The organism is Pedobacter miscanthi (assembly GCF_032678605.1).
In the GTDB taxonomy this organism is placed as follows: domain Bacteria; phylum Bacteroidota; class Bacteroidia; order Sphingobacteriales; family Sphingobacteriaceae; genus Pedobacter; species Pedobacter miscanthi_A.
Genome location: NZ_JAVTSU010000018.1, coordinates 1 through 25,436, shown reverse-complemented (window position 1 = coordinate 25,436; position 25,436 = coordinate 1). Strand labels below are relative to the sequence as shown.

At 39.7% G+C, this 25,436-nt stretch carries 14 protein-coding genes and 1 riboswitch; of the genes, 3 read left to right on the top strand and 11 right to left on the bottom strand.

The window, feature by feature from the left end:
• Nucleotides 1-242: 242 nt before the first annotated feature.
• From R2R28_RS22820 to R2R28_RS22785, 8 genes are all read right to left on the bottom strand, one after another.
• A complete protein-coding gene (locus R2R28_RS22820; RefSeq protein ID WP_316827965.1) occupies nt 243-2,453 on the bottom strand; it encodes an alpha-galactosidase in 2,211 nt (736 codons plus the stop codon).
• 46 nt (nt 2,454-2,499) lie between these two features.
• Entirely contained in the window at nt 2,500-4,548 is a 2,049-nt protein-coding gene (locus tag R2R28_RS22815) for an alpha-galactosidase (RefSeq protein ID WP_316827964.1), read from the bottom strand.
• Between the two features lie 163 nt (nt 4,549-4,711).
• Nucleotides 4,712-5,932, bottom strand: coding sequence for a DUF4998 domain-containing protein (locus R2R28_RS22810; RefSeq protein ID WP_316827963.1), 1,221 nt, complete (start codon nt 5,930-5,932; stop codon nt 4,712-4,714).
• Between the two features lie 33 nt (nt 5,933-5,965).
• Complete coding sequence (locus R2R28_RS22805; protein WP_316827962.1) at nt 5,966-7,201, bottom strand: DUF5000 domain-containing lipoprotein; 1,236 nt, start codon at nt 7,199-7,201, stop codon at nt 5,966-5,968.
• Nucleotides 7,202-7,219: 18 nt separating this feature from the next.
• Entirely contained in the window at nt 7,220-9,151 is a 1,932-nt protein-coding gene (locus R2R28_RS22800) for a RagB/SusD family nutrient uptake outer membrane protein (protein ID WP_316827961.1), read from the bottom strand.
• Nucleotides 9,151-12,426, bottom strand: a complete 3,276-nt coding sequence (locus tag R2R28_RS22795; protein WP_316827960.1) for a TonB-dependent receptor — start codon at nt 12,424-12,426, stop codon at nt 9,151-9,153. The genes R2R28_RS22800 and R2R28_RS22795 overlap by 1 nt, the downstream gene beginning before the upstream one ends.
• Before the next feature lie 386 nt (nt 12,427-12,812).
• The gene (locus R2R28_RS22790) at nt 12,813-14,405 is read right to left on the bottom strand and encodes a solute:sodium symporter family transporter (RefSeq protein WP_316827959.1); all 1,593 of its coding nucleotides are present in this window, start codon (nt 14,403-14,405) and stop codon (nt 12,813-12,815) included.
• Nucleotides 14,406-14,414: 9 nt separating this feature from the next.
• Nucleotides 14,415-15,437: a GntR family transcriptional regulator gene (locus tag R2R28_RS22785; RefSeq protein ID WP_316827958.1), complete on the bottom strand. Its 1,023-nt coding sequence runs from the start codon at nt 15,435-15,437 to the stop codon at nt 14,415-14,417.
• A 705-nt stretch (nt 15,438-16,142) separates the two neighbouring features.
• Here R2R28_RS22785 and R2R28_RS22780 point away from each other — a divergent pair.
• Nucleotides 16,143-16,343 carry a YtxH domain-containing protein gene (locus R2R28_RS22780; RefSeq protein ID WP_316827957.1) on the top strand — a complete coding sequence of 67 codons (201 nt, stop codon included), beginning with the start codon at nt 16,143-16,145 and terminating at the stop codon, nt 16,341-16,343.
• A gap of 161 nt (nt 16,344-16,504) precedes the next feature.
• On the opposite strand, the gene R2R28_RS22775 is transcribed toward R2R28_RS22780, so the two are convergent.
• Both R2R28_RS22775 and R2R28_RS22770 read right to left on the bottom strand, forming a co-directional pair.
• Nucleotides 16,505-17,944, bottom strand: a complete 1,440-nt coding sequence (locus tag R2R28_RS22775; protein ID WP_316827956.1) for a SusD/RagB family nutrient-binding outer membrane lipoprotein — start codon at nt 17,942-17,944, stop codon at nt 16,505-16,507.
• Between the two features lie 11 nt (nt 17,945-17,955).
• Nucleotides 17,956-21,120, bottom strand: coding sequence for a SusC/RagA family TonB-linked outer membrane protein (locus R2R28_RS22770; protein ID WP_316827955.1), 3,165 nt, complete (start codon nt 21,118-21,120; stop codon nt 17,956-17,958).
• A 319-nt stretch (nt 21,121-21,439) separates the two neighbouring features.
• A riboswitch (SAM riboswitch) is annotated at nt 21,440-21,546 on the bottom strand.
• 137 nt (nt 21,547-21,683) lie between these two features.
• Between R2R28_RS22770 and R2R28_RS22765 the strand changes: the two genes are divergently transcribed.
• Nucleotides 21,684-22,952: a TlpA disulfide reductase family protein gene (locus R2R28_RS22765; RefSeq protein WP_316827954.1), complete on the top strand. Its 1,269-nt coding sequence runs from the start codon at nt 21,684-21,686 to the stop codon at nt 22,950-22,952.
• Between the two features lie 587 nt (nt 22,953-23,539).
• Nucleotides 23,540-24,811, top strand: a complete 1,272-nt coding sequence (locus tag R2R28_RS22760) for a hypothetical protein (protein ID WP_316827953.1) — start codon at nt 23,540-23,542, stop codon at nt 24,809-24,811.
• A 181-nt stretch (nt 24,812-24,992) separates the two neighbouring features.
• Here the strand turns inward: R2R28_RS22760 and R2R28_RS22755 are convergent.
• On the bottom strand, nt 24,993-25,436 hold a 444-nt coding region (locus R2R28_RS22755; protein ID WP_316827952.1), incomplete at its 5' end, for a DUF1772 domain-containing protein.

Here is a 25,436-nt window from a genome sequence, read left to right as displayed (position 1 = left end):
ACTCTCTATAAACCTCTCTCTGTGTACTTTGCGGTTAAAAAGATAGCCACGGATGCGCAGAAAACACGGAGTATCCAACGCGTTTCGTCCTCTTGGTAATTCACCCTGCGGAATATCGTCATTGCGAGGAGGAACGAGGAAGCAATCTTAAAGCGCTCGCTACTAATGATAGTTGAAAGATTGCTTCGCCGGCTGAAAAAGCCTCCTCGCAATGACGGATTTATACTTAATAACGGACTATATTACTTTACCTCTTCAAATTTCAGCACTACACTTGTTCTATCCGTATTTAAAACCGGGTTAAAACCCACCTTCATTAAAAAATCTCCTGTGTAAATTTTGCTGCCATCAATTGGCGATTTAGTACCCGGAAACAAATTAATCTCTTTAATTTGGTATTTCTTTGTGGCATCCAATCCATTCAGTTTTACCGGAAACTTACTGCCTTCTCCGTAGCGGTAATTTACCAGGTAGTTAAAAATCACTCCTTCTGTTTTCTGCTCATTTACATACAACATTGAGGCTACACTCCCGGTACACGGATCGGCCAAACGGTATTGTTCGCCCTGCCAGATAATGCTTTTCACTTCATTATAATTTTTGATTGCATCCTGGCAAAACTGAAGTTCTTTTTCAGGTAATTTACTCACCACAATATCGAAACCCAGTTTCCCCATCATGGCTACATCGGTACGGAACTTAATTGGTTGTTTGCCCCAATCGGTTACGTGGTTGGAACTGCTGATGGCCGGATAAAAATAAGAGTATTCCCACTGCATAAAGATCCTCTCCAATGGATCGGTATTATCGCTGGGCCAAAACTCGGTGAAATATTGTAAGGCAGCATAATCTACCCTGCCACCCCCGCCTGAGCATAACATCATCGGTACAGTTGGATATTTGGCACGGATGCGTTGTAAAACACTATACAAGCCCTTTACATAATCGATATAAAAGTGCGACTGATTTTTTAAATGAGACGAATAAGCATTATAAATTACCGCATTACAGTCCCATTTAATGTAGGCGAGTTTAGGGTTTTTGGTAAAAAGCTCGTCTACCACACCGAAAACAAAATCCTGAACCTTAGGGTTCGAAAGATCAAGCTCCAGCTGGTTCCTGAAATAATATTCCGGACGATTGGGCTGTTTCACTACCCAATCAGGATGTTTTTCGTACAATTCACTTTTCGGGCTCACCATTTCAGGTTCGATCCAGATCCCAAATTTCGTTCCCACTTTATCGGCCTCTTTAACCAATGAGGCAATGCCGTTAGGTAATTTCTGTTTGTTTTCCTGCCAGTCGCCCAGTGCTGCATGGTCGTCGTTACGCGGATATTTGTTCCCAAACCAACCATCATCAAGCAAAAAGAAATCGACACCCAGTTTTTTGGTATCTTTTAATAAATCGGCCAGTTTCCGTTCGTTAAAGTCGAAATAAGTGGCTTCCCAATTGTTCAAAAGGGTTAAACGGCTGCCTTTACCATCCAATATTTTATAGTTACGTGCCCAATTCTGCAATTTTCTGCTTGCGTCGCCTTTTCCCTGATCAGAAAAGGTATATAGAAAAGCAGGAGTGGCAAAAACTTCGCCCGGTTTTAAGCTATAAGGCGAAGCATAATTGTTCATCCCGGCAATGATGCGCAGGTTGTTCTGATAATCCAGTTCCAGGTCGATCTTAAAATTACCGCTCCACTCCAATGCGCCATATAAAACACTGCCTTCATTTTCTTGCGCAGGTTTATCCATCGAAATCATGAAAACGGATGGCTGGAAAAGGTTGGCCCTTGTGCCTAGTTTGCTATCTAAAGTTTTAATGCCGTGGGTAATTTCGCTCTGCTCAGGCTGCATTTCCTTTGCCCAATCGCCATGGTATTGGTTGAGCCAAAAATGTGGCGATTTTAAATGCAGGTTGGCCGAAGCATATTTGTGCAAGGTAACAGTACCTTTTTCGCTGTGTTTAATTTCCGTCCACTGCTCTATTACATCCTGTTTGTAAAAAGATTTATAAAACAACGTTACTTCGAAATTGTACACCGGATCTTTTAACCTGATCTTTAACAAACTTACATTATCGTCGATGGCGGTAATGGTATGATCAACATATTTGAGATCGAGTGAGTTATTGCCATCGGCATGAGTAACGCTAATGGCCGGTTCAACCAGGTTTCTTGATCCCGAAGGCGTGTAAGCTGAATTTAACTGTCCGGTATAATCTTCTGTTTGTTTATACTGGCTGCTAACCTGCGCATACTCCTGTTTATCGGTAAGTTTCTTTCCAAAAAATATAGTGTTTACATCTTTTTTCGCGTCGGCTTGCAAAACCAGTGCATTATGCGCGGTTTCAATTGGAATAATGGTTTGTGCTTTGCTATTCGAAAAGGTGAAAAGTGAAATGGCAATGGCCAATGTTCCGTGCTTGATGTAACCTGTAATTTGATCTGATTTGTTCATTTGTGCTTTCAATAGTAATCAATTATGTTTTTATAGATAGGTGGTATTAATAGGAAGGTTTAAGTGTAATTTTAAAGATAAGCGCCTCTTTTGCCCCTAAATTAAGGATCTGGTTGTTTTTAAGGCCCTCTGTTTTTTGGGTAATAAGATTTTCACAGCTGAATATTCTAACCTCTTCCAAACCGATTTGTGCAAAGTCGATAGTAATAGGTTTTGCTTCATCGCTATAATTAAATACAGCCAGGTATTTAACATTACCCAACTGCTTAACAAAAAGCTGCGAAGCCGATTTGCCCCTGTTCCCTTGTACCGGAACAAATGTTTTACCATCTTGCAAAATTTTCAGGATTTCGGTATTGTTCAACAAACGTTTGGCCGTTTCTGTCCATTTACCCTGACGCGAAAAATCATCGCCTGTGATACAGGTACCCGTTACGATGGCCGATAAAAACCTGGCGTTGTTTTCGCCGTCTGATTGATCGGAAAACACCACATGGTCGGCATCAATATAATCGTAAAGGTAAGTTTGCCACCAGCCATTGCTTACGCTGTTTAAGGTATATTCGGTATCTTTTATCGATTTAAAGGCATCGCAGGCAATCCGGCGCACATGTACATAGCGGCCAGAAGCCATACTTGGTGAAATGGCTGCGTAAATTAACATTTTGCCATCGAGTTGTTTTAACAAAAACTCCATTCCGGTTTTATAGGCCTGCATGCCCGTGGTAATCCTGGGGTCGTAAAAATGATTGGATTCTATTGCCGCATGACCTAAAAAGTCGATTTTAATCATTTCGAAACCACATTCTTTAAACTTATTGATTACTGTTGCAATGCGTTGCTGCGTACCCGGATGTGTAGGATCTAATGCTCTAGCGCCATCAATATCATGGTAACCCGAACCAACTTTTGTCCACATCTCGCCAAAAGTATAATCGGTTCCTTCTGCTTTGCGGTTTCCTCCGGCAGCAAAACCCCAATCAACAAAAGGTGCCCAGTAGATGCCCGGTTTTAATCCTTTTGATTTGGCATGATCAGCAAAGGCCTTCAGTTTGGAGTAATCGCCGGTTAAGCCACCTTTCAGCAGGTTATCCCAATACGAATCAAGATCGATATAAGCTACACCACCACTTCTGAAACTTTTTAAACTATCTGCAAAAAAATCGCTTACCTGATTGGCTTTTTCTAGTGTAATCTTCTCCTGCATCGCCCCCCAGCTATTCCATCCTACAGGTGTTGCCTTATTCCATTTAAAAACGATGGGGGGTTCTGCAATCCTGTTCAGTTTAGCATAAGTTTCCATACCTAAACGCCAGTCATCAAAAGCACCGAAAAATACTTTTGCCGAACTAATTGAACTGCCGTTTAAATATCCGTGTGGAATTTTATCGCGGGTAATACTTTCTTCGGTATATCCACAAATGGCCTGAATGCCAATCTTTTTATCACCATCCATTGCAGTGATGATCCCGGTTTTCCAGTTGCCATGCTCAATAGAACCGATTACAAATCCTTTCCGCGTTTGATCGTGGTATAAAGCACCAACCTCAGCACTTGGGCTACTAACATTGACATTTAAGGATACAGTGTTGTAAGAAATAAAGGTGTCGTTATCAAAGGGTACGAATAAACTGGTCGGTGTATCCGAATGTTCCTGATCAATCAGGTTTCCACTTAGGGGAACCATATGGTTAATGGATAAATTAGCCCCCTGTAAGGTAATGCCGATCATAAAATAATCTTTAACGTTGTAGGTATAAAATACCTGTTGCATATTGGGCAAACCAGATTGTTTTAAGAGAAAAACATGTTTAAAACCATTACCAAAACCATCTTTGACAGCTGTTTTACTATAAGTGATTTGTTTATAATCTTTAGAGCTGAACAGCTTTTTCTGGTATTCTGCCTGCGAAAAACCATTTAACAACAGTTGAGCCATTCCATCCGAAACGTTAAAGGTTCCTGTTTTAAGGTTATAGTCTATTTTTCCGCTTTTACCATAATTGATGATGATTGCCGAAGCTGATTTGCCGATAAAGAACAGGAACAGTAAGATTAAAAATGCCTGATGTTTGTATAAAAATCTAAAAATCATGTAGTTTCATTTGTGTGTTTTTTGTATGAGCATTAAAAAGGTATTAACCACAGATGCATACAGATAAACACGGATTCAAGATCTGTGTACATCCTTTTCACCTGTGGTTAATGGCCCCGGGTCGTCATTTCGAGCGGATGGAAATGAGGGTCCTTTTAAAAAATTACTCTTTGTTCCAGAACCTAATTTCGCTCATATTACTATAATTGCCATCTCCGTTGGTTACATGTTTAATCCTGATGCGAATATAACGAATCGGTTTTCCTCCATTATCCAGTTCGGCGGTTATTGCATTTTTTCCATCATCCGATCGGCTTACATCTTTTAAAAGCGTCCACCCTTTGCTCGTGGCTTCAGCCGGCCATCCATTATCACTAGCTGATAAACTGGTGGTGGCATTGGTTAAATCGGCTGTTCCCCAAACTTCAAAACGATCCGGATTATTACAGCAATCCCTCCCGGTTTCTTCAATACGTGATAAATTAGTGTAAACCTTCCCTAAATCGAAGGTAATTACATGTGGCATACCACTGTTACCGGCACTATGGAAAATATTGGGGTAACCCTGCGGACCAACGCTTCCATCCCATAATTTGCTGATGCTGGTACCCGATTCATAGGTTTGTGCATCACCCGGCAAATGTAATTCGCTAAAGAGCGAACGATTGCAGAGTACGTAAGTGAAAATTTGGGGGAAGGTAGAAAAATCAGATACAGAAAATACATCCAATGAACCTTTACCAGGGATATATGAGGATTTATATAGGATACTGGTTCCTAATTTATAATCAGAAAGCGCAATGGCAGTATCGGCCGGCAAAAGAGTTTTATCAACCGTTGCACCTGTTATATTGGTATATCTTATAATGGTATTTACATTGATCGTATCGGGCGTATTAAAATTTAACTGTACCGAACCATTGTTATTTACCACATACGGATTTGTGGCATTGTAAGGCCTGTTTAATAAACCCGACTGATATAACGGACCAAAAACCCTAACATTTCTGGCTTCAATAGGGATAGATTTATGCCCCTGTGCATCGTAAGAATAAACCGTAAAAGTATAGGTGTATTCCTTTAAATTAGGAATGGTTACCTTCATGGTATCGAGCGGATTATGCGTAGTGGCATTAACCACTACCGAATCGGCATTGTTGTTCCAATACACCACGTATTTGGTTACGCTTGGGTCGGGACTGGTGTTCCACCATAGTCCGGTTCTTAAATTACCCGGTTTGGTTATAATGTTTGCTATGCGGCCCGGATAAACCTTCTCGCCGTCTTTTAAAAACTCTTTAAAGGCAAGGTCATCTTTGGTACAACTGATGATTACCGTTACCAGAAGCAACAGCAGACCGCTAATTTTATATATACTTTTCATATCTGAAAATTTATCTTTTTATATTATCATTAACTATCGTGGATCACCGTAAAAGGCCATTTCCATCGCATGTGCAAAGGTACCGTTAGACCATGTTGTGCTCACCGAAAGGCGTACATAACGCACTTTTGGATTGGTTAACGGGAAGTTGAAACTTACACCTGCCTTTACAAAATCGTTATCGGCAGTGGTATGCCCTACCGGAGTTGCACCTGATGGTGGATTTGGATAGTTATAATTCCCCATATTGATCCAGTCACCTATAACAGTACCTTCTGGAGCAGACATTGGAAGTTGTGCATCGCGTGGAGCAGCAACATCAGAACCCCAAACCGAAAATACTTTTGGGTTGCCGTGCCCATAAGCAAATTTGTCACTTCCATCCGGCCTTTCCCATAAAACAAAACGGCTTAATTTTGCACTCACGCCTAAACCAAATGTAGCAATGGCTGGCATTGCACCACCAGGGGCAGTATGCCATCCATTAGAGCTTCCGTCTGTTTTTCCATCCCATAAATAAGGAAGGTCCCATCCGTAGGCTATTACACCATCAGATGGAAGCCTGTACTGGAAAAATTTGCCTCTATCCAATAAAGTTTCGAAAAATGGCGTGATGGTTTTGTAAGTGGTATCGGAGATATTTCCAAAATTATCAGTTACATAATAACCGATTTTTTTTGCCACGGGCGCAAAGCCCCTTACCGAATAATTAATGACTTCTGTTTTGCCATAATGCTGATCTATTACATCAGATGCATTGTTATCACTTACACTTAGAAGAATAACCCCAAGATTATTTTTTGAAGGATTTGTACCGGTAATTTTTATCCCGCCAAAATCTGCATCTGCGTTTATGGTTGGCTTTGCCAGCAGGTATGGCGGGGTACCAGGATTAACTTTTACCACCACAGGGTCTGACTTAACCTCTGCTCTGCTCACCGCATATAAAGTAACATCATAACCTTGTTTCTTCGCAAAACCATCAACCATAATCGAATCAGAATAATAGCTCGATTTAGTTTCCCTGGTGGTTACACCGTTTATTTTATACTGCGCCAGTACATACAAAAGATTTTTTGAGTTTGGCAAAGTATAAGTGATATAAGCGCCGCCGTTAAAATTATCTACTTTAATATTGCTTACTACTCCTGGCTTAGTCGTATCTGAAGAAGCAGGATCATTATAGCTATCCATTTTTTCGCAGGCAGCAATGCTCGCTAAAACAAAAACTATAAAAAGCAGGTAAATACTATTTTTAATATTTTTCATGTCTTTAAATATTTTAAACTACCAATAAGGGTTTTGAACTAAGTTTGGATTGACCACCAGATCAGAACTTCTAATGGGCCATAAATAATCTTTTAAGCCAAACACCGGGATAAACTGAGTAGTTGGTCGGTAGTAGTTCACTGCCTCTGCGTTATTAATGCTCCAGCCTTGTATCGGATTGCTTAAAACCGCCTGAAGTTCTTTCCATCTTCTTAAATCCCAGCCACTCTGGCCCTCAAAACACAATTCAATCCTTCTTTCCTGATGAATAATCTGTCTTAAACCATCCTTGGTATTAAATTTATTCGGATTTTTAGAAAAATTGGTCCATGAGACCTGTACCCCCTGTAAACCCGCCCTTTGCCTAACTTTATCTAAATAAGTAAATACTTCAGCAGTTGGGCCATTTACCTCATTTAAGGCTTCCGCATACAATAGATATAAACCGGCCAGTCTGATTAAAGGTAAGCGGAATGGAGATGTTTGGAAACCATCATCATAAACAGAAGCGTAACTTACCAGTTTTTTTGGCCAATAACCAGTAATATTAAGCCTGATATTGTCACTCGGTGCTGCAAATCCACTTCCTCTTGCCGAAACATAATATAGTGGTTTGGCAGGATCATCCTGATTATTCCTTCCATTACCAAACCAGATCCCGCCATCAAAAGCGATATCGGCATAAAAACGGCTTTCCCGGGCAAAATGCCCCTTAATGGTTTCGTAGCCTTGTTGAATATAATAGCGACTGGCATTATCACCAGCTTTTATTGTATTCCTACCTGCGTAATCCCAGGTTTTATCCTCATTAATAGGTATACCGTTAACGGTATAAAAAAGTTCCTGCGTACTTATAGGTGCAGAAAAAGTAGAAGGGTTAGAGAAGTTGTTTACTGCGGAATTCGCGGTTAGTCTGGGTGTCGAAAAACCCTGATAGTTAAATTCAGGATTTGAAGCCCAGATAATTTCCGGATTAAGTTCCCACTTTTCCGCCACTGCGTTCTGTACATCCAATTCTCTTTTAATCGAATCGGATAACCTGCCCACGGTTGAGGGTGAATTGAAGGTATAAAGCTTAATGCCTTGTGCTTCAGCAGCTGTTATTGCGATTTTTGCGGCATCAGCCGCTTTCTTCCATTTTTGCGCATCATAGGCAGCCGGGAACAGGCTCAGTCCATCTTTATCTCTAAAGCTTACATAATCAGGATTACCGTTAAAAAGCGGACTCGCAGCTGTTGCCAAAACATCTGCCTTAACTGATAATGCAATAACACTGGTTACTCTACCCAGCTCTGTTGCCTGGCTGGTAATTTCCGGCGGAAGATCGGCAGCGGCTTCATCTAAAAGGGAAACGATATAATCTATTGTTTCATCCACAGGTGCTCTTTTAACACGCACTTCGTCAGTAGTACTGTTAATGGCCAGGTTTGTTTTTACCAATGGAATCGGTCCATACATTTTGAAAAGCACATAATGATAATAAGCTTTTAGAAATTTGGTTTCCGCTATCCAGCGCTTCTTTTCTGCTGCACCCAGATCAATCGGTTTATCGATGTTCTCGAGCATGATGTTACAGATTCTGATGGAACGCCAAAGACTGTAACTTCCCTCCTGTCCATCCCAGGTATTTAAACCTGGTTTGGCAGCGGTTTGTGTTCCCCTTAAAAGATTAAAGCCAGTGGGGTTAAAACCTTGAAAGTTATCCAGGGTATTTGAATAAATTAGTTCGGAAGAAGTGGTAAAACCTGGGTTTGTGGCCATATCGTTCATGCGTTGCAAATAAGCATAGCAAGAATATAAATAGTTCTCGGCCTCGTTTCTGTTTCTAAACGCGTAATCTAATGTACCAATGTCATCGGGTGTTACATCAAGATATTTTTTACAGGACGCAAAACCGCAAAGCACTAAAAAAATGCAACTGTATGTGAAATATGTTTTTATTGTTTTCATTATAATGTTACGTTAAGACCAACATTGAACACCTTTTGTATTGGATAAGCAAAACCGTTTCCGCCCTGTTCCGGATCCCATAATTTAAAAGGACTCCAGGTAAGCAGGTTCAATCCATTAAAGTAAATCCGGCAAGAGTTTAATTTAATCTTGTTAGAAACGCGCTGGGGAAGAGTGTAGCCAAGCTCAAGCGATTTAAGCCTTAATAAACGGCCGTTTCTCATCCACCAGGTACTGGTTTGTGCATTATTTTCTAAATCCACCGAATTCACCGCCAATCTTGGATAAAGCGCATACAGGTTCTGGTTTTCAGGAGACCAGTGGTTGTCAGCAAAATCTTTCAATAATTGGGTGTTACCATATATATAATCCTGGTTACTTGGCACAAAAGGACTCACTTTAGTTGGATCGATAAAGAAGGTCATTCTGTCCTGGCCGGTAAAAAAAGCCGAAAGATCAAACCCTTTATAGGATGAGCTGAAACCAAAACCATACACCACCTCCGGCGATTGTGGATAGCCGATAAATGCTTTATCCGCATCATCAATTCTACCATCATTATTTAAATCGCGGTATTTAATATCACCGGCTCTTGGTGCTTTTCCGTTTGCAGAGAAAATCTGTGTGGGTGAGTTCTGTACTTCTTTGTCATCAACAAATAAACGTTCGGCGATATAACCAAAGTTGCGGTTAATGGCTTGCCCTGTGGTGTAACGGTATGCTTCTGCCCACTGTGGTTCTTCGTAATTAATGTACTTGTTTTTCGCAAAAGTTAGATTAGATCGTACCGCAAAAGAAAAAGCATTTATATTAAATTTATAATCGAGCGATAAATCAATTCCCCTTGATTTTGCCTCACCAACATTAGCACCTACACCAGATTCAAGCCCGAGTGTAGTAGGCAGGTTGGCTCTGTCCATATAAATATTATACCGGTAATTGTTATATACTTCCGCAATGAGATTCATATTTTTAAATAGCGTAGCTTCCAGTGCTAAATTGGTCTGCCTTGAAGTTTCCCAGGTAACATCCTTGTTTTCGTAGTTTTTAATGAATACCCCATTACGGCTAGAAAAGCTGTTAAAGCCAAAGGCGGCATAATTCCCACCACCGTTTAAGTTTACATCTGAAATATAAAAAAACCGTTGTGAACCAATAGCGTCATTACCCACGATACCGTAACTTCCCCTCAATTTCAAACGGTTAACCACATTGGCAATTCCTCCAGTCCAGAATTTTTCGTTCGAAACCACCCATCCAGCGCCAATGGTTGGAAAAAAACCAAACCTGTGGTTTTCTGAAAACCTTTCTGATCCATTGTATCCAAAATTGGTTTCTAAGAAGTAACGGCTTTTATACGAATAAGTTAAGCGTCCCGCCAGCCCTAAATTTCGGTACGGAAGTGAATACTGAAGTGTGCGCTCCTTAGTAACCGGATCTTTAACATTGCTATACAGGTTCTGCTGTGCCGTACCAATTAACGTTCCACTAATGCTATGCTTTTCTCCAAAGGTCCTGTCATAATTTACCGATGCCTGTCCATACAGGAAAGTGCTAATATTGGGGTCGCCAGGATAGTAAGTTAAATACTCTTGCGCGATATTAGGCGGACCACCTGTTACCGAAGAATTTAACCAGTTTAATACATAGGTATTGCTTTGCTTATCATACGAACTGATATTGTAATAAAATGGCGAATAAGCCATTGACGAATCGAAATAAGAATAACGGTTGGTACTAAAAATCGATTTGAAGGAAAGTCCCTGAGTAAAGAAATCCAGTTTTTGGTTCAGTTCTAACTGTGCCGACATGCGCGATTCTGATGAGTTTTTATGCCCACGCAACAAAGCCGCATAAGGGTTGTTATCTAAAATGCTGTTTACACCAGATCCACCTGTATTTCCAAAAAGGATATGTTGTGCGTTCTGGTTTGCTGCATCAGCGGGGTAATATGCTGGAAAAGCAACCGGACTAGTGTGCATCGCTATATTATACAAATCAGTTGAAAAGCCACCATCGGTAGCCAACGGACCATTATATTCGCTAAAATTCCCTGCTAAACGGATCACCAGCTCTGTAGTCTTACCGAGGTCTATATTAATATTGGAGCGCAATTGATAGTTGCGGAATTTTACATTGTTATCATTGTTGTTCCGGTCATCCTGATTCAACACGCCATTATCCAGATTGTAAGAGCCGGCAATATAATAGCGTGCTACACCACCACCACCACTAATGCCCAAATTTGCCCGCTGTGTACTGGTTCGCTTTTTAAACAATAGGCCTAACCAATCAACTGCCGGATACACATATTCGTTATAACCCGGGCTCTTATTTACTGTTGCCTGCGTATTGATAATTTGGTTTGGGGTAAATTTAGGATCCATTCCCCGTCCAATCGCCGCCTCGTTAAACAGCTTCATATAAGTTATCGGATCGGCGAGTTCTAAATTCTGGGTAGATTGAGAAGAAGAATTCTCCAAGCGAAAACTAATCTTAGCATTGCCTTCTTTACCAGATTTGGTCGCTACCAAGATTACCCCATTCGCACCCCTTGCACCATAAAGCGCTGTTGCACTGGCATCTTTCAGAATGGAAAAGCTTTCTATATCATCTACCTGAAGGCGGGCTAAATCTGAACTCGTTAGCTCTACGTTATCAATTAAAATCAATGGATCTCTTTTATAACCGAAAGTTGTAACCCCACGGATAAAAAATTGAGAGTTATCCTGCCCGGGTTGTCCGCTGCGCTGGTAACCGATTACACCGGCAATCTGGCCAGAAAGCGCATTGGTTAAATTGCTTGAAGGTATTTTAAGGTTGCCCACTTTTACGGTGGTAACCGAGCCTACCAAAGCCTCTTTACGTTGCTTTTGCCCCAAAGCAGTAATCACTACCTCTTCCGAAAGCATATTTTCTTCGGTAAGCTTTATGTTGATTACATTACCTGCACCAACCGTGGCCCTTTGTTCGTGATAACCTACATAAGAAAACCTTAGTATTTCGCCGGGCGCCACATCAAGCACAAATTTTCCGTTGTTATCGGTCTGTGTGCCTACGTTAATCTTGTTTACAACAGCTACGGTTACGCCGGGCAGTCCTACCCCTAATGTATCGGTAACCTTACCCGTAACGGTTTTCTTCCCCGCTTGGGAAAAACCTTTCACAGGCATAAAAATCAGGAAAAATACAAGCATTGAACCTGTCAATACCATTGCATTTTTTAGCCTGCCAGACACCGACAGGTGTCCACAAAACAAAAATAATTGCTTCATTTGCTAATAAGCTTTTAAATGATGAATTAAAAAATTGTAGATAGATGTAGATCGACAGGAATTAATCTTTTTTAAGATTTTGTAAGTCTGCCGGCCATCCTTTAGCAATCGAAGGAGGGATTTGCATTGCTGCACAATAAGTTGTAAAATTTCTCATATTTTAAGGTTATTTGGTTAATGAAAACATGAGTTTAGGTTTGGAAAATGATTTTTAGCATTTTATTTACCATTTATGCCCTTTTTAAAGCAAATAAACGCTGGAACGAAAAGTAAATCAAAATTATATCCTATCCTATCCTATCCTACTATTTTCAGGTACAATTATAAACAAAATATTTAATATTCCAAGCGCCGGATAAAAATATATAAACAACTGAAATACAGGACTAAGCAAGTATATAAGAGGAGAAAATAAAAAAGACAAGCGCCATTAGTGAAATCAATACAACGTGATAGTAGTGTCTATTCTTCCAGGGAATAATTTCAATTTTATTATCCAGCACGAGATAATAAGGGGTTTGTTTAGGATATAATTTTGAAATGATCAACATCAGTACAACAGTAATGATAAAGATGATGGCCAGCGTATGCAGATAATGCAGGTGGATAGAAAGTACCCATTCACTCAATACATAACAGGAAATAAAGAAAAGCATTCCGATTTTAGCGGCTATAGATGGCATTTTTTTGGTAATAAAGCCAATAAAGATGATGGTAAAAATAGGAAGACTAAAAATAGCGCTTATTTTTTGCAGGTATTCGTAAAAGCCATGTTTCGAAAAAATGATGAAGGGAGCAAAAACCATGGCAAACAGCGATACCGAAATCTGAAACAAGCGCCCCGTCCGCAATAAACTTTTATCGGATAATACTTTCCCTTTTTTCTCCATAAAAGGTTTGTATAAATTGAGGAGAAACAAAGTGCTCGAACTGTTTAGTCCGGCATTAAAGGTGGTGATGGCCGCTCCAAAGAGCACGCAGGCCGATAATCCCATTAAAAGTGGCGGCAATACATCTTTAATCAGCAAAGGAAAAACCTGGTTGGTATTGGTTAAAACCGGGTACAGGTGCACAGCGATTAAGCCGGGGATATTGATCAGCAAGGGGCAAAGTAATTTGGCAAAACAGGTTAACGCAATGCCTTTTTGACCTTCTTCTAAACTTTTGGCCGCCAATACCTGCTGAATAATGTATTGCTCCATTCCCCAGTAATAGAGGTTTACAATTAACATACCCGTAAAAAGCGTTGAAAAAGGAACAGCATCGTGACTACTGCCGATGGAGTTGAGGTGTTCTTTTTTGGTAGAAAGTACAGTCGCCAGTCCGCCAAAGAAATCGCCATGCCCCAAATAACGCAAACCATAATAAGGAAGGCCAATAATTAAAATCAACATGCCTGCACTTAACACGGTATCGGAGATGGTAATGGCCTTAAAACCACCCAAAATGGTATAAACTGAACCAATCAACCCCATAATCCATACAAAAACCCAAATGCTTTCCCAGTAAGAAAGATGGAAACCCGAAAGATCAATCAGGTTACTAAAAGCCACTGCGCCGCCATATAATACCGATGGAAGCAGGTTAATGATATAACTGAAAAGAAATACCACTGAAACCAGGGTTTTCGTTTGTTTGTCGTATCGTTTCTCCAAAAAATCGGGAATGGTGCGGATTCCGGTTTTAAAATAAATGGGGATAAAAAACTCGGAGACAATAATCATGGCAAGAATAGAAGATATGCCCCACCCGATTACCGACATGTTATTGATGTAAACCGATTCGTTTTCGCCTATAAACTGGTTAGCACTAATGTTGCTAAAAAACAGCGAGGCACCAATAATGATAAAACCATTGGTGCGGTTGGCAAAGAAAAAACCACTGATGGTAGACCGCTGTGTTTTCCTGGTTTTGAAATAAGAAATAACCGCGGCCAGAACCGTGAAAAGAATAAAACTAATAATGGCCGTTGTTCCCACGCGATGGTGTTAAAGTGAATTTCTTCTGATCAGTTTATTTTCCATTACCTGTTTAATGGGTTTCAGGCTCAATACAAACTCGGCGGCTAAACGGCCCATGTGCGCAAAATCTATCGAAAAGGTAGTAATTCCATCAAAGATAATTTCTTTAACGTTATCATCGTTATGTGAGAGAATGCCTAAATCTTTTCCCACTTTTAATCCTTTTACCTTGGTATCTTTCAGCATTTCCCAGAGTTCGAGGTTGTGTATGGTAAAATATACTTTGTCGGGTGCGATGCTGCCGGCCTCATAACTGTTTTTAATTACCCCGTTGATATTAAATTCTTTTACAAAACGCTTAAAAGAAATCAACACTTCATTCGGCTCAGCAGAAGATGGTTTAAAGAAGAAAACAAACTCCGAAAATTCTTTTATTCTTGGTGCAAGGGCTAAAAACGCATTATATGAGGCTTTTTCAAACTCCTGCACAATGTAAGAATAATCGCCTTTTAGCTTTACATAACGATCTACAATCAATAATTTCTCTTTTGGTAATTGTTCTAATACTGCTTTAGCCGCATCACTTTCTATCGGTGCAATTACATATAAACCATACTGGCCTTTATTGCTGTTGATGATGGATTCGAAAACACTGAAATTGTTGTGGTGAAAATATACGTCAACCTGAATATTCTCGCCCAAATGATCGCGGAAGTTCTGGTAAAAAGTTTCCTGAAAGGTATCGAAAGCATAAATAAGCAGGCATACTTTAAGGTGTTGTTCGGTATCATCGGTAGCTACAAAATAGCCCATCCTGTTTTTCGACTCCAGAATACCCCTGTTAATTAGCTCTTTATAGGCTTTACCAATGGTTTCTTTGGCAAAACCGGTTTCCCGCATCATTTCATTTACCGAAGGCAGCATATCGCCCTTGGCAATCAGTTTGTGATTTAAACCATTGATGATTCCTTGTACAAGCTGTTCGTGTTTCGAGAAAGAATTTATGATGCTCAAATCTTTGATTTCATTGAACAGCTTTTCCTTATTCATGCAACAATATTTGGTTTAATCGATTTACTAGAGGTTAATTTGCCCGAAATATATAAATTTAATAGAGATTATTGGTAAAAATTTAAGAATGATCGTTATTTCGACTTTATATGTCTATCGTTGGTGTAACCCTGACTGAAATCTATGTGTGCTTCTAATTAACCATAGCTGTGCACAGATGCTATCGGTCGGTGTCCCTCATATAATAGTGGCCATGGAGACTCAGGTTCCATAGTGGAGACGTGTTACCATCTGCCTCAGATTTATTTTGCATATAAGAAATTTTAAGGCCTATAAGTTCAAGCGTTCTTATTCCGTAGTCTGTGTCTGCACAAACACCCTAATGCATTATAATTTTACCACAGATGCGCACAGATAATCACAGATTTTATGCGTTGCTGTCTCATCAACTGAAATGCGAGGGGTAGATTGCGGCACCCTCATTCCTAACCTGACTGAGAACCATGTAGTGCTCAGAATGCCTTGGTAGGGTTTACAGATTGCATTAAGATTCACGCATGCGCGAGAATGACGACCGATTTTAAAATTTGTTAATGGTAGTGTAGTCGAAGGATTCTTAGCGGTATTTTTCCATGCATCTGGTATTGCAAAAAACTCCCAACGCGAACATTTGTAACATTTGCAATAGTAAATCATCTAAAACTTTTAACGATCTTAAAATGTTTAACTAAAAAAGACAAGAACATGGGAATTTTAAAAACAGCAATTATTGGCGCAGCAGTATATGCAGGCGTAAAATATATCACCAAGAAAGATCCGGTTACCGGACAATCTATTGTAGACGATTTATTGGATCGTGCTCCGCAATGGGCAGATAAAGCCAAAGGTTATGCAGAAGACCTGAAAACCAGGGCAAGCAATGCCGCTGAAGATTTAGCGAGATGAATACCTTGTAGAAATAAGGAGCCTGAAGAGGCGAAATATCTGTTTCTCTGATTAGTAAAAAAACGTCCCGATGTAAAATCGGGACGTTTTTTGTTTAAATGTCAGATGGTAACATGTAATGCCCCAGTTAGTGTCAGGTGGTAACATCTAACACCACTGGACTAAAAAGCATCAAACCAAAGTTTAGTGGTTAATAAATCTGCCCCCTGACTGCTTACTGCATTTTTATAATTCTGTCCGTTTAACGATTGCTCGGTACCCGGATAAATAAAGCGTACCGGAATTTTACCGTTAAGCACGGTATTTACAGATGCAGTTAACTGTGGGTAATCCAACCTGCGCTGCTCTGTCCAGGCTTCTAATCCCTGACCGAACAAGGCGATCCATTTTTGCTCCCCAATTGATTTTTTATAATTCGCAGCATCATATTGTACTGCAGCGCTATTCAGATAAACACTGATATTACTGTTAAGATCAGTCAAGCCATATTGCGCATAAGACGCTGTAATAGCCTGTTTGTATAAATTTTCTGCATTTTCGGTGGTAAAGCCGCGTGCTGCCGCTTCTGCCCTATCAAAAAGTACTTCTGCATAACTTAACATTACAGCAGGTGCCTTTGGATCAAGAAAATAAGCACCAGGTTTTGAAGAATTTACCAAACCGATTGCACTCGCTTCAGAGTTTGTGGAACCATTTGGAATACCTACATAGTCATTTGGTTTATTTTCTGTTTTACTTGCATAAATGGGTAATCTTTCATCATTTAGCGCTTTAAGCCTATCAATAATGGTTTTACTGATCCGGTAATCGTTTCGGGTTTCGAATGAAGCTGCTACCGGATTTTGCTGAGGAGAAACATCGTAATCAAGTTTTGCATTTTCCGAATTAGAACTGATGTATAGCCCGCCTTCAGCCTTTATCTCGTCAATTACCTGTTTGGCTTTGACCGGATCTTTATCTGCTATACGTAAAGCAATACGAAGACGTAGCGAATTGGCGAATTTTTTCCAACTTTCGGTATTTCCATTATAGATAACATCACCTGCAATTCCATTGCCCGACTTTAAGTTTAACGCCGTTAATGCCGATTTTAAATCTTCTAAAATACCATAGTAAACATCTTTCTGTTTATCATAAACAGGTGTAATAAATTGTTTAATTTTTCCGGCCTGTGTATAAGGAATATCGCCATAAGCATCTGTTAGTAACAAAAATGTCCACGATCTTAATACCAAGGCAACACCTTTATAAACTGAATTGCCCTGCGCATCGCCGAGTTCAATAATTTTATTGTAGCCAGGTATACTTTGCGCATAAGCAGTTGACCACAAGGAGGTAAAACTGCTGTTCGAATAAATAAAACGGTCTTCTTCGGTGTATTGTACTTTAGCCCATTGCTGCGCAAAAAGCAGGCTCGAATTCATGTTGTTGGTTACGCCCCAATAGCTGTCTACAGTCGCTTTTGTTGTTCCGGTAAGTAAATAATCGGGTACCGGAATTTCTGGTGCATTAGGATTAATGTTTACTTCATCCAGTTCTTTATTGCAGGATGAAAATGCAATGGCTAAAATGGCCAGTATATATAGTTTATTATTTTTCATGATGGAAATATTTAAAATTTAACATTCAGGTTAATGCCGTAACTGCGGGTACTCGGATTAGAAAGACTCTCTAAACCTTGTCCGTTACCGGTATTAAAAGCCACTTCAGGATCAATATCTACGGTATTGCGGTGAATAATCCATAAGTTACGGCCAACAAGCGATACTGAAACGCCTTGAAGATTTAAAGGACGAAGCCATTTCGCGGGGAAGTTATAGCTTAACTTCACCTCACGGAGTTTAACATAAGAAGCATCGAATATATTGGCTTCATCAATGGTTCTGAAAGATTTGTAATACTGTTGTGCAGGCAATATTTTTTCATTGCGTTTGCCATCGGCAGTTACGCCATCAAATATCATCCCATCATCATAAACCGTTACACCTGCCGGAGCAGTTCCGCTAACCCTAACTGTTCCATTCTTTTTATCATTTCCTGGATAATAATAAGAAATACCACCATATTCTGCTGCTCTTCCGGGAAGTGTAGAGGCTAAAACGCCTGTATATGTTCCGGTAGCATAAGTACCATTATAAATAGAACCACCAATGCTGGCATCAACCAATACCCCTAAACTGATTCCTTTATAACTAAATGTATTGTATACCCCACCAATCCAATCGGGTGTATATTTACCCAATACCTGTTTGGTTGGATTGGTTGCAGGTGCTCCTGTAGAATTTACAATGATATTCCCATTCCCATCTCTTAAGAAAGCAGTTCCGAATAACGAACCATAAGGTTGGCCTACTGTTGCAATCACCTGTGCTGAGTTAGAAGCCACAACATAATTGGTTAAAAATTTCTCGGCATCCAGCTCAATTACCCTGCTCCTGTTTGCTGCGAAATTGAAATCAACATCCCAGGTAAAAGCTTTTTTAATAGGTGTAATACCCAATTGTGCCTCTATACCTTTATTGTTTATTTTGCCGGCATTAAGCAATTTCGAACTAAAGCCGGTACTCTGACTTACATCTGCTGCTAAAATCTGGTTATAACTATTGGTATTATATGCACTTAAATCAAACCGTAGCCTTTTGCTAAAGAAAACAGCCTCAACACCTAATTCTGTTGAAGTGGTTGTTTCGGGTTTAAGGTCCGGTTTAAGATCAATAGAGCCTGTAGTAAGCTGAGGATTACCTTTAAATGGTGCGCTAAAAGAATAAGTATTAATTAAACGGTAAGGATCGGCATCTTTACCCACTTTAGACCAACCTCCACGGATTTTTAAATAATCTAGCACCTCGCTTTTAATGTCTAAGGCTTCAGTAGCTACAAAACTTCCGTTAAATGAAGGATAAAAATAAGATCTGTTTTGTGCAGGCAAAGTTGATGACCAATCGTTACGTGCCGTGATGTTGGCAAAAAGATAGTTTCTAAATCCGATCTGACCAGACGCATAAACACTGTAAGATTTCAATCTCGATAAATTGTTTGATGAGATAAGCGGATCGCGGGAGTTTTTAAGTGTATAAAGTCCGGCAATGGCCAGTTTTGGTGCGCTTTGGTCGTTTTGCTCGATAGACGACCTGCGGATATTACCACCACCTAATAATTCTAAGCTAAAATCATTATTTAACTGTTTGTTAAAGTTTAAGGTGGCGTCGGTATTGTTTTCGCTTACGGTAAAGGCACTTTCGGTATAAGAACCAAAAGGCGTTCCACTGGTGCCATAGGCAATCCTCACCTTACGCCTGTCGTTATAATAATCTGTTCCTGACCTGAAATTAAAATCAAGTCCGTCGATAATTTTATAATTAAGGGCTAAACTACCGATAATGCGGCTACGGTTTTGCGAAACGGTGTTTTCGTATGCTACCCAATATGGATTGCTATAATAGCTGTTGTTCCAGTTAAACGTTTTTCCATTTTCATCTAAATAGTTTTTTAACTGGTTAATATCCACCTGACGGCCAAACCAGGTAAACTGTAACATGGTACTGGTTGAGCGTGAGCCACCTGTGCCAGGCAAGTTATCAGAATTAAGTTTGCTGTAATTTGCGTTTGCAATTAAACTTAATTTCGGTGTAATTTTTAAGGTGGTATTTAATACAAATGAGTTTTTCCCCTGACCAGAGTTAGGTACAATTCCCACTTGTTTCAGGTTATTGTATGAGATGCGGTAATCGTATTTTTCACCGGCATCAGCAACAGATACCCCATTATTTAAAGAATAGCCTGTTTGAAAGAAATCACGTACGTTATCAGGATGCGCAACAAATGGAACGGCTACACCTTTCGAATAAAATTGAGGGATCAGTCTGCCATCCAGTTTTGGTCCCCAGCTTTCATCTACCCCATCATTTATCCCTTTACCTGCGCCATCTACATAACTAAACTGTCCTTCCGAGCCTTGCCCAAAAGCATTTTGATAAACTGGCAGGGTAAGTAAAGTTTCTAAAACCGCGTTCGAATTAATGGCAATGCCCAATCCTTTTTTCGATTTACCTGTTTTGGTTTTAATCAGGATTACACCCGCTGCTGCCCTCGAGCCATATAATGCAGCTGCGTTTGGTCCTTTTAATACACTCATTGATTCGATATCCTCCGGATTGATATCCGAAATCGTATTGGCATAATCCCTGGCACCTGCAGAATTTAGCTGCGAATTATCAACCGGAATTCCATCAACCACAAATAATGGCTGGTTGTTTCCTGCAATCGAGGTTTCGCCCCTGATCACCACACGTGATGAACCCATACTCCCCTGGCTATTGGTTACCCTTACACCGGCAATTTTTCCGGCCAGTGCATTTACCAGGTTTGATTCTTTTGCTTCGGCCAAATCCTGCCCTTTTAACTCCTGAACGGCATAACCAAGCGATTTTTTCTGTCTGGTAATACCCAAAGCAGTAACTACCACTTCATCAAGGGCATTATCGCTGGATTGCAGCACAACTGAGATCGGGCCATTTTTGCTGACCTTTATTTCCTGGGTTTTGAAACCAATATAAGAAAATACCAAGGTGCTTTGATCAGGCGCATTGATAGAAAAGCTACCCTTAGCATCAGAAATGGTAGTTTGTTTGGTTTCTTTAATGAAAATGGAAACACCGGGTAGTGTTTCACCATCTGCCGCTTTCACCGTTCCGGTAACCGTGGCATTTTGAGCGGATAGTTGCTGCGTAATAAAAAGCAGCAGGATAAACGCTATTGATTTAAAATTTTTAAACATGTGTGTAATTAATGATTAGATAAGGGATAAATAATTTGGGCAAAACGATTCCTGCACGGTTAAAACCGTGTTTATTCAAAAAATAAAAGGAATGGTTAGATCAGAAAGCCTGTTAAAGTAAGGTTACCTTAACAGGGCATGCGCATTCGGAAATATGCCCTAAGGTTTGCATCATTGGATTTTAGCTCGTCTGTTTTTTTCATTTGAATGATTTTCTATAAAACATATTTACTTATCAGGATTGCATCGGGACAAAAAAAAAGCACCCCTTAAATCAGAAGTGCTCCATATATTTTTGATAAGGATTATGCAAACAACTGACTTAACTACCCCGGATTCATCCGGGATGGAATTAGCACCATTTCTAAATATTAGATGGTTGCTAAGGCTTCACAGGGCCATTCCCTCCGCCTTTCTTGATAAGTATTTTAAAATAACTGGGGCAAAGGTATAACTTATTCCATTTATCCTATAGTTTTTATAGATTTTTATTGAAATATTTTTTCTTTGGTTATTTCGTCGCTATATTTGTCGACCAATTTAGTCGATTAAAACACACCCCGATGAACATAAAATCCTTATTAACAGCCGCACTGGCCATATCAACCTCCTTAACCTTTGCACAACAAAATACTACTTTAGCAAATCAAGTGGTAAAACTTCATAAAATAAAGCCGAGGGCATTTGTTGCGCTGGGTACCTGGCGTGGCATTGCCAAAGTAAAAGAAGGTTTGGAGATCCCTTTTAACTTCGAAATCAACGAAAAAAGCGGACAACAGAAATTATATTTCCGTAATGCGGAAGAAAGATTTGAAGGCGGCCTGGTCAAACAGACAGCAGATTCACTTTTTGTAAAATTGGATCAGTTTGATAACGAATTGGCTTTTGCCATTGAGGGTGATCATTTAACCGGCACTTTAAGAAAACAGGATAAAGCAGGCAGACCATTAACTATTGTGGCTGAGCGGAAAAATTACCGTTTCGAAACAACAAACAAACCGGCCGCAGCAGATTACTCCGGCAGTTACGATGTAGTTTTCAAATCGCCAAATGGTAAGGACGAAAAAACCGTGGGTTTATTTAAACAAACGGGTAACAAACTTACCGGTACTTTTTTACGTGTAACCGGCGATTCGCGTTACCTTGAAGGTGTAGTAGAGGGAAATGAATTTCAGCTTTCGAGTTTCATCGGCTCCTCTCCTGCTTATTACAAAGGCACCTTTCAGTCTGATGGCACTTTAACAGGCGAAATTTTAGGTGCAAGGGGAAGTCAGCCTTTTACCGGAACCAAAAATAAAAATGCAGCCCTTCCCGATCCTTACAAACTTACTTACCTGAAAACAGGCTACAAAACTCTCGATTTCAGTTTCCCTGATGTAAATGGTAAAAAGATTTCGTTGAAAGATGAGAAGTACAAAAATAAGGTTGTGATTTTAACCATTACCGGAAGCTGGTGCCCAAACTGTGTAGATGAAGCCACTTTTATTGCACCCTGGTACAAAGCAAACAAAAAACGTGGTGTAGAAATTATTGCTTTACATTATGAACGCTCAACTGAGCCTGAATATGCAAAAAAAGTAATGAACCGTTTTCGTGAGCGTTTTGGCATTGAATACGATCAGGTATTGGCAGGCACAGCCGATAAACAAGTAGTATCTGAATCATTACCAGCATTAGATTCGTTTTTATCTTTCCCAACCACGATTATCATTGATAAACAAGGTAATGTAGCACAGATCCACACCGGTTTTAATGGCCCCGCAACCGCAAAGTTTTACGATGAATTTGTAAAGGAATTTAATACCGAGATTGATACGCTGTTGAAGAAATAACGTAACCTTATTTTATGATTATTGTCATTCTGAACGCAGTGAAGAATCTTTTACTATAGAAATTACATGTTTATTAAGTAATTCTTTAGGATTGTGTTTCATTCCAGAGATTCTTCACTGCGTCACCATTGACAAATGGTATAGTTTTAAAGGCATGTGCTTTAATGACCTATAAATCAGCGTTTATAAAAAATGTCGTCATTTTTAAGAAGCTTTTCAGCGAACGTAATGAAGAACTTTTTTCAGTTTAATGGTTAGCCACGGATACACAGATCACCTACGCGGCTGTCATCTCGACCGTAACGGGGAGATCTTTCTCGAAAAAATTGTTATCAACCCAAAACAGCTGCGTTTATCTTTTTAAATCTGCGGGAAAACCTATCGCATTTTTGCCCGCTGATCACACAGAAAAGACCGTAGATTTAAAAGAATTTTTAACCCTGAGCCTATATGTTCATTACCGAACGAAAAGCGTTCACTTACGAACATATTTAAATACTTATTGCTAAAAAATCACGCACAGACCATCCAAACGACCGTATTATCTCTTGGCACAGTGTTCGCCATTGGAGCTGTAAAACACAAAAATGAAGAAGTTACTATTATTTGCACTGATGGTTTGTTCCCTGCTATCTCAAAATATTTATGCCTGTACCGTCATTTCGTATGCGCTAAAAGGCGAGGTATATTCAGCAGCCAATGAGGATGATTATATGGGTTTTGCAAGGGTATGGTTCAACCCAAAAACGGCTGACCGCTATGGATCGGTATGTTTCGGACTGCCAGACCTGCAAGCACAAGCGGCCATGAATGAATATGGACTATTTTATGATTTTACAGCGCAAAATATAGACCCTGCTCAGTTCCACCCGAAAAACATTTACCAGGGAGACTTTTTTTTTGAAATATTAGGGAAATGTAAAACGGTAAAAGAAGCAATGGTTTTTCTGGAGAAATATGACTATGCGATAAGCGCCCAGGTATTAATCGCCGATGCACTCGGAAATTCGGTCATCATCAATGCCGGAACAAAATTAACTAAATCGGGTGCATATCAGATCAACACCAATTTCGATATCAGCAAACTAGCAACCAAAAACTATTCGTGCAGACGATACGATATTTCGGATGAGGCCTTAAAAAAAGCTGAAGTCTTAAATGTTCCTTTTTTCCGCGATATTTTAAGTCGTACCCGCCAGGAAGGAAAATTATCAACCATTTATTCCAACATTTACGATCTTAAGCGTAAACTCATTACCGTTTACAATTTTCACGATTTCGAACATCCATGGGTAATCGATTTAAAAGAAGAACTGGCCAAGGGTTACAGGTTAGAGAAGTTAAGCGATAGGTTCCCTACCAGTTTTGCCTACGAACAGTTTTTGATAAGCGACAAAGCCATGTATCGTAAAGAAATGATTTTAGATGAAATTGGCACCAAAGGATTACAACCTACATTAAACCGCTATTTCGAGCTAGGTAAAAATACCGTTAAAAAAGACAGCACCCTTAATGGTATACTATTGGAAGTGGGCATTCAACTGGTTAAAGACAGTTATAATCAACATGCCAATGGCGGGATTTGGCAATATTGGTTTGTATTGCCTGGTGGATTCAAAATAGAAAACATCAATGATAAACGGATAAATGGCGCTGGAGAAATTTTTGATTATTTAACTGCAGAAAAAGATATAGATCATAAATTGAAGAATTTTATTTTCGAATTGAATGCGTATGTTAAACTGATTAATGGTGATCAAAAAAAGGCAAAAACATATTATGAAATAGCTTCAGGCAATAGCGCAGATACATGGCCGATCTCTTTTAACCGGTCGAAAAAAATGTTGGCAATTTTATAAGAATGAACACCTTGCAAGAGATAAAAATGAACAGTAAAGAATAACCAGGAGCATAAAAAACGCTATATATTAGTGATCGAGAGCGTTAATAGATTCGGAGTCTGGACAGTAGTTCAGCTCCGTTTCCATCAGTTATTACTCCGCAATTAAGTAGATACAACGAGTCTGGGCGACGAATCTCTTAAGTATTTCTACTCAATATTGCTGCGTAGGCCACCAGCAAAATACAAATAAACGAAGCAATAGTCCTGATACGATGAAACAGGTTCCAATCTGGTTCAAATTTATGGCGTAATGCGGTTAATCCTTCATCATCCAATTTAGTTAAATCTGCACCATCAAGCAAATCATTTAACGGTACATTTCCAATTACCGTTACCAGAAAAACGCCTCCGAAATAAAGTAATGCAGTAGCCAGAAGTATATAAAAAATGGTACCCTGTTCTTTAAAAAACCAAACGCTGACGGGCAATAAGATCAATGTACCCATAAAAGAAACAAAAAATAAAGGATTTAAAATCGCTCTATTAATGGATTGCATAGCCTGTAGAAAAGGAAGATCAGAAAGGCGTGTAAGCCCGGGTATAACCGAACAGGAATATGCATAAAACAACCCACCAATGAG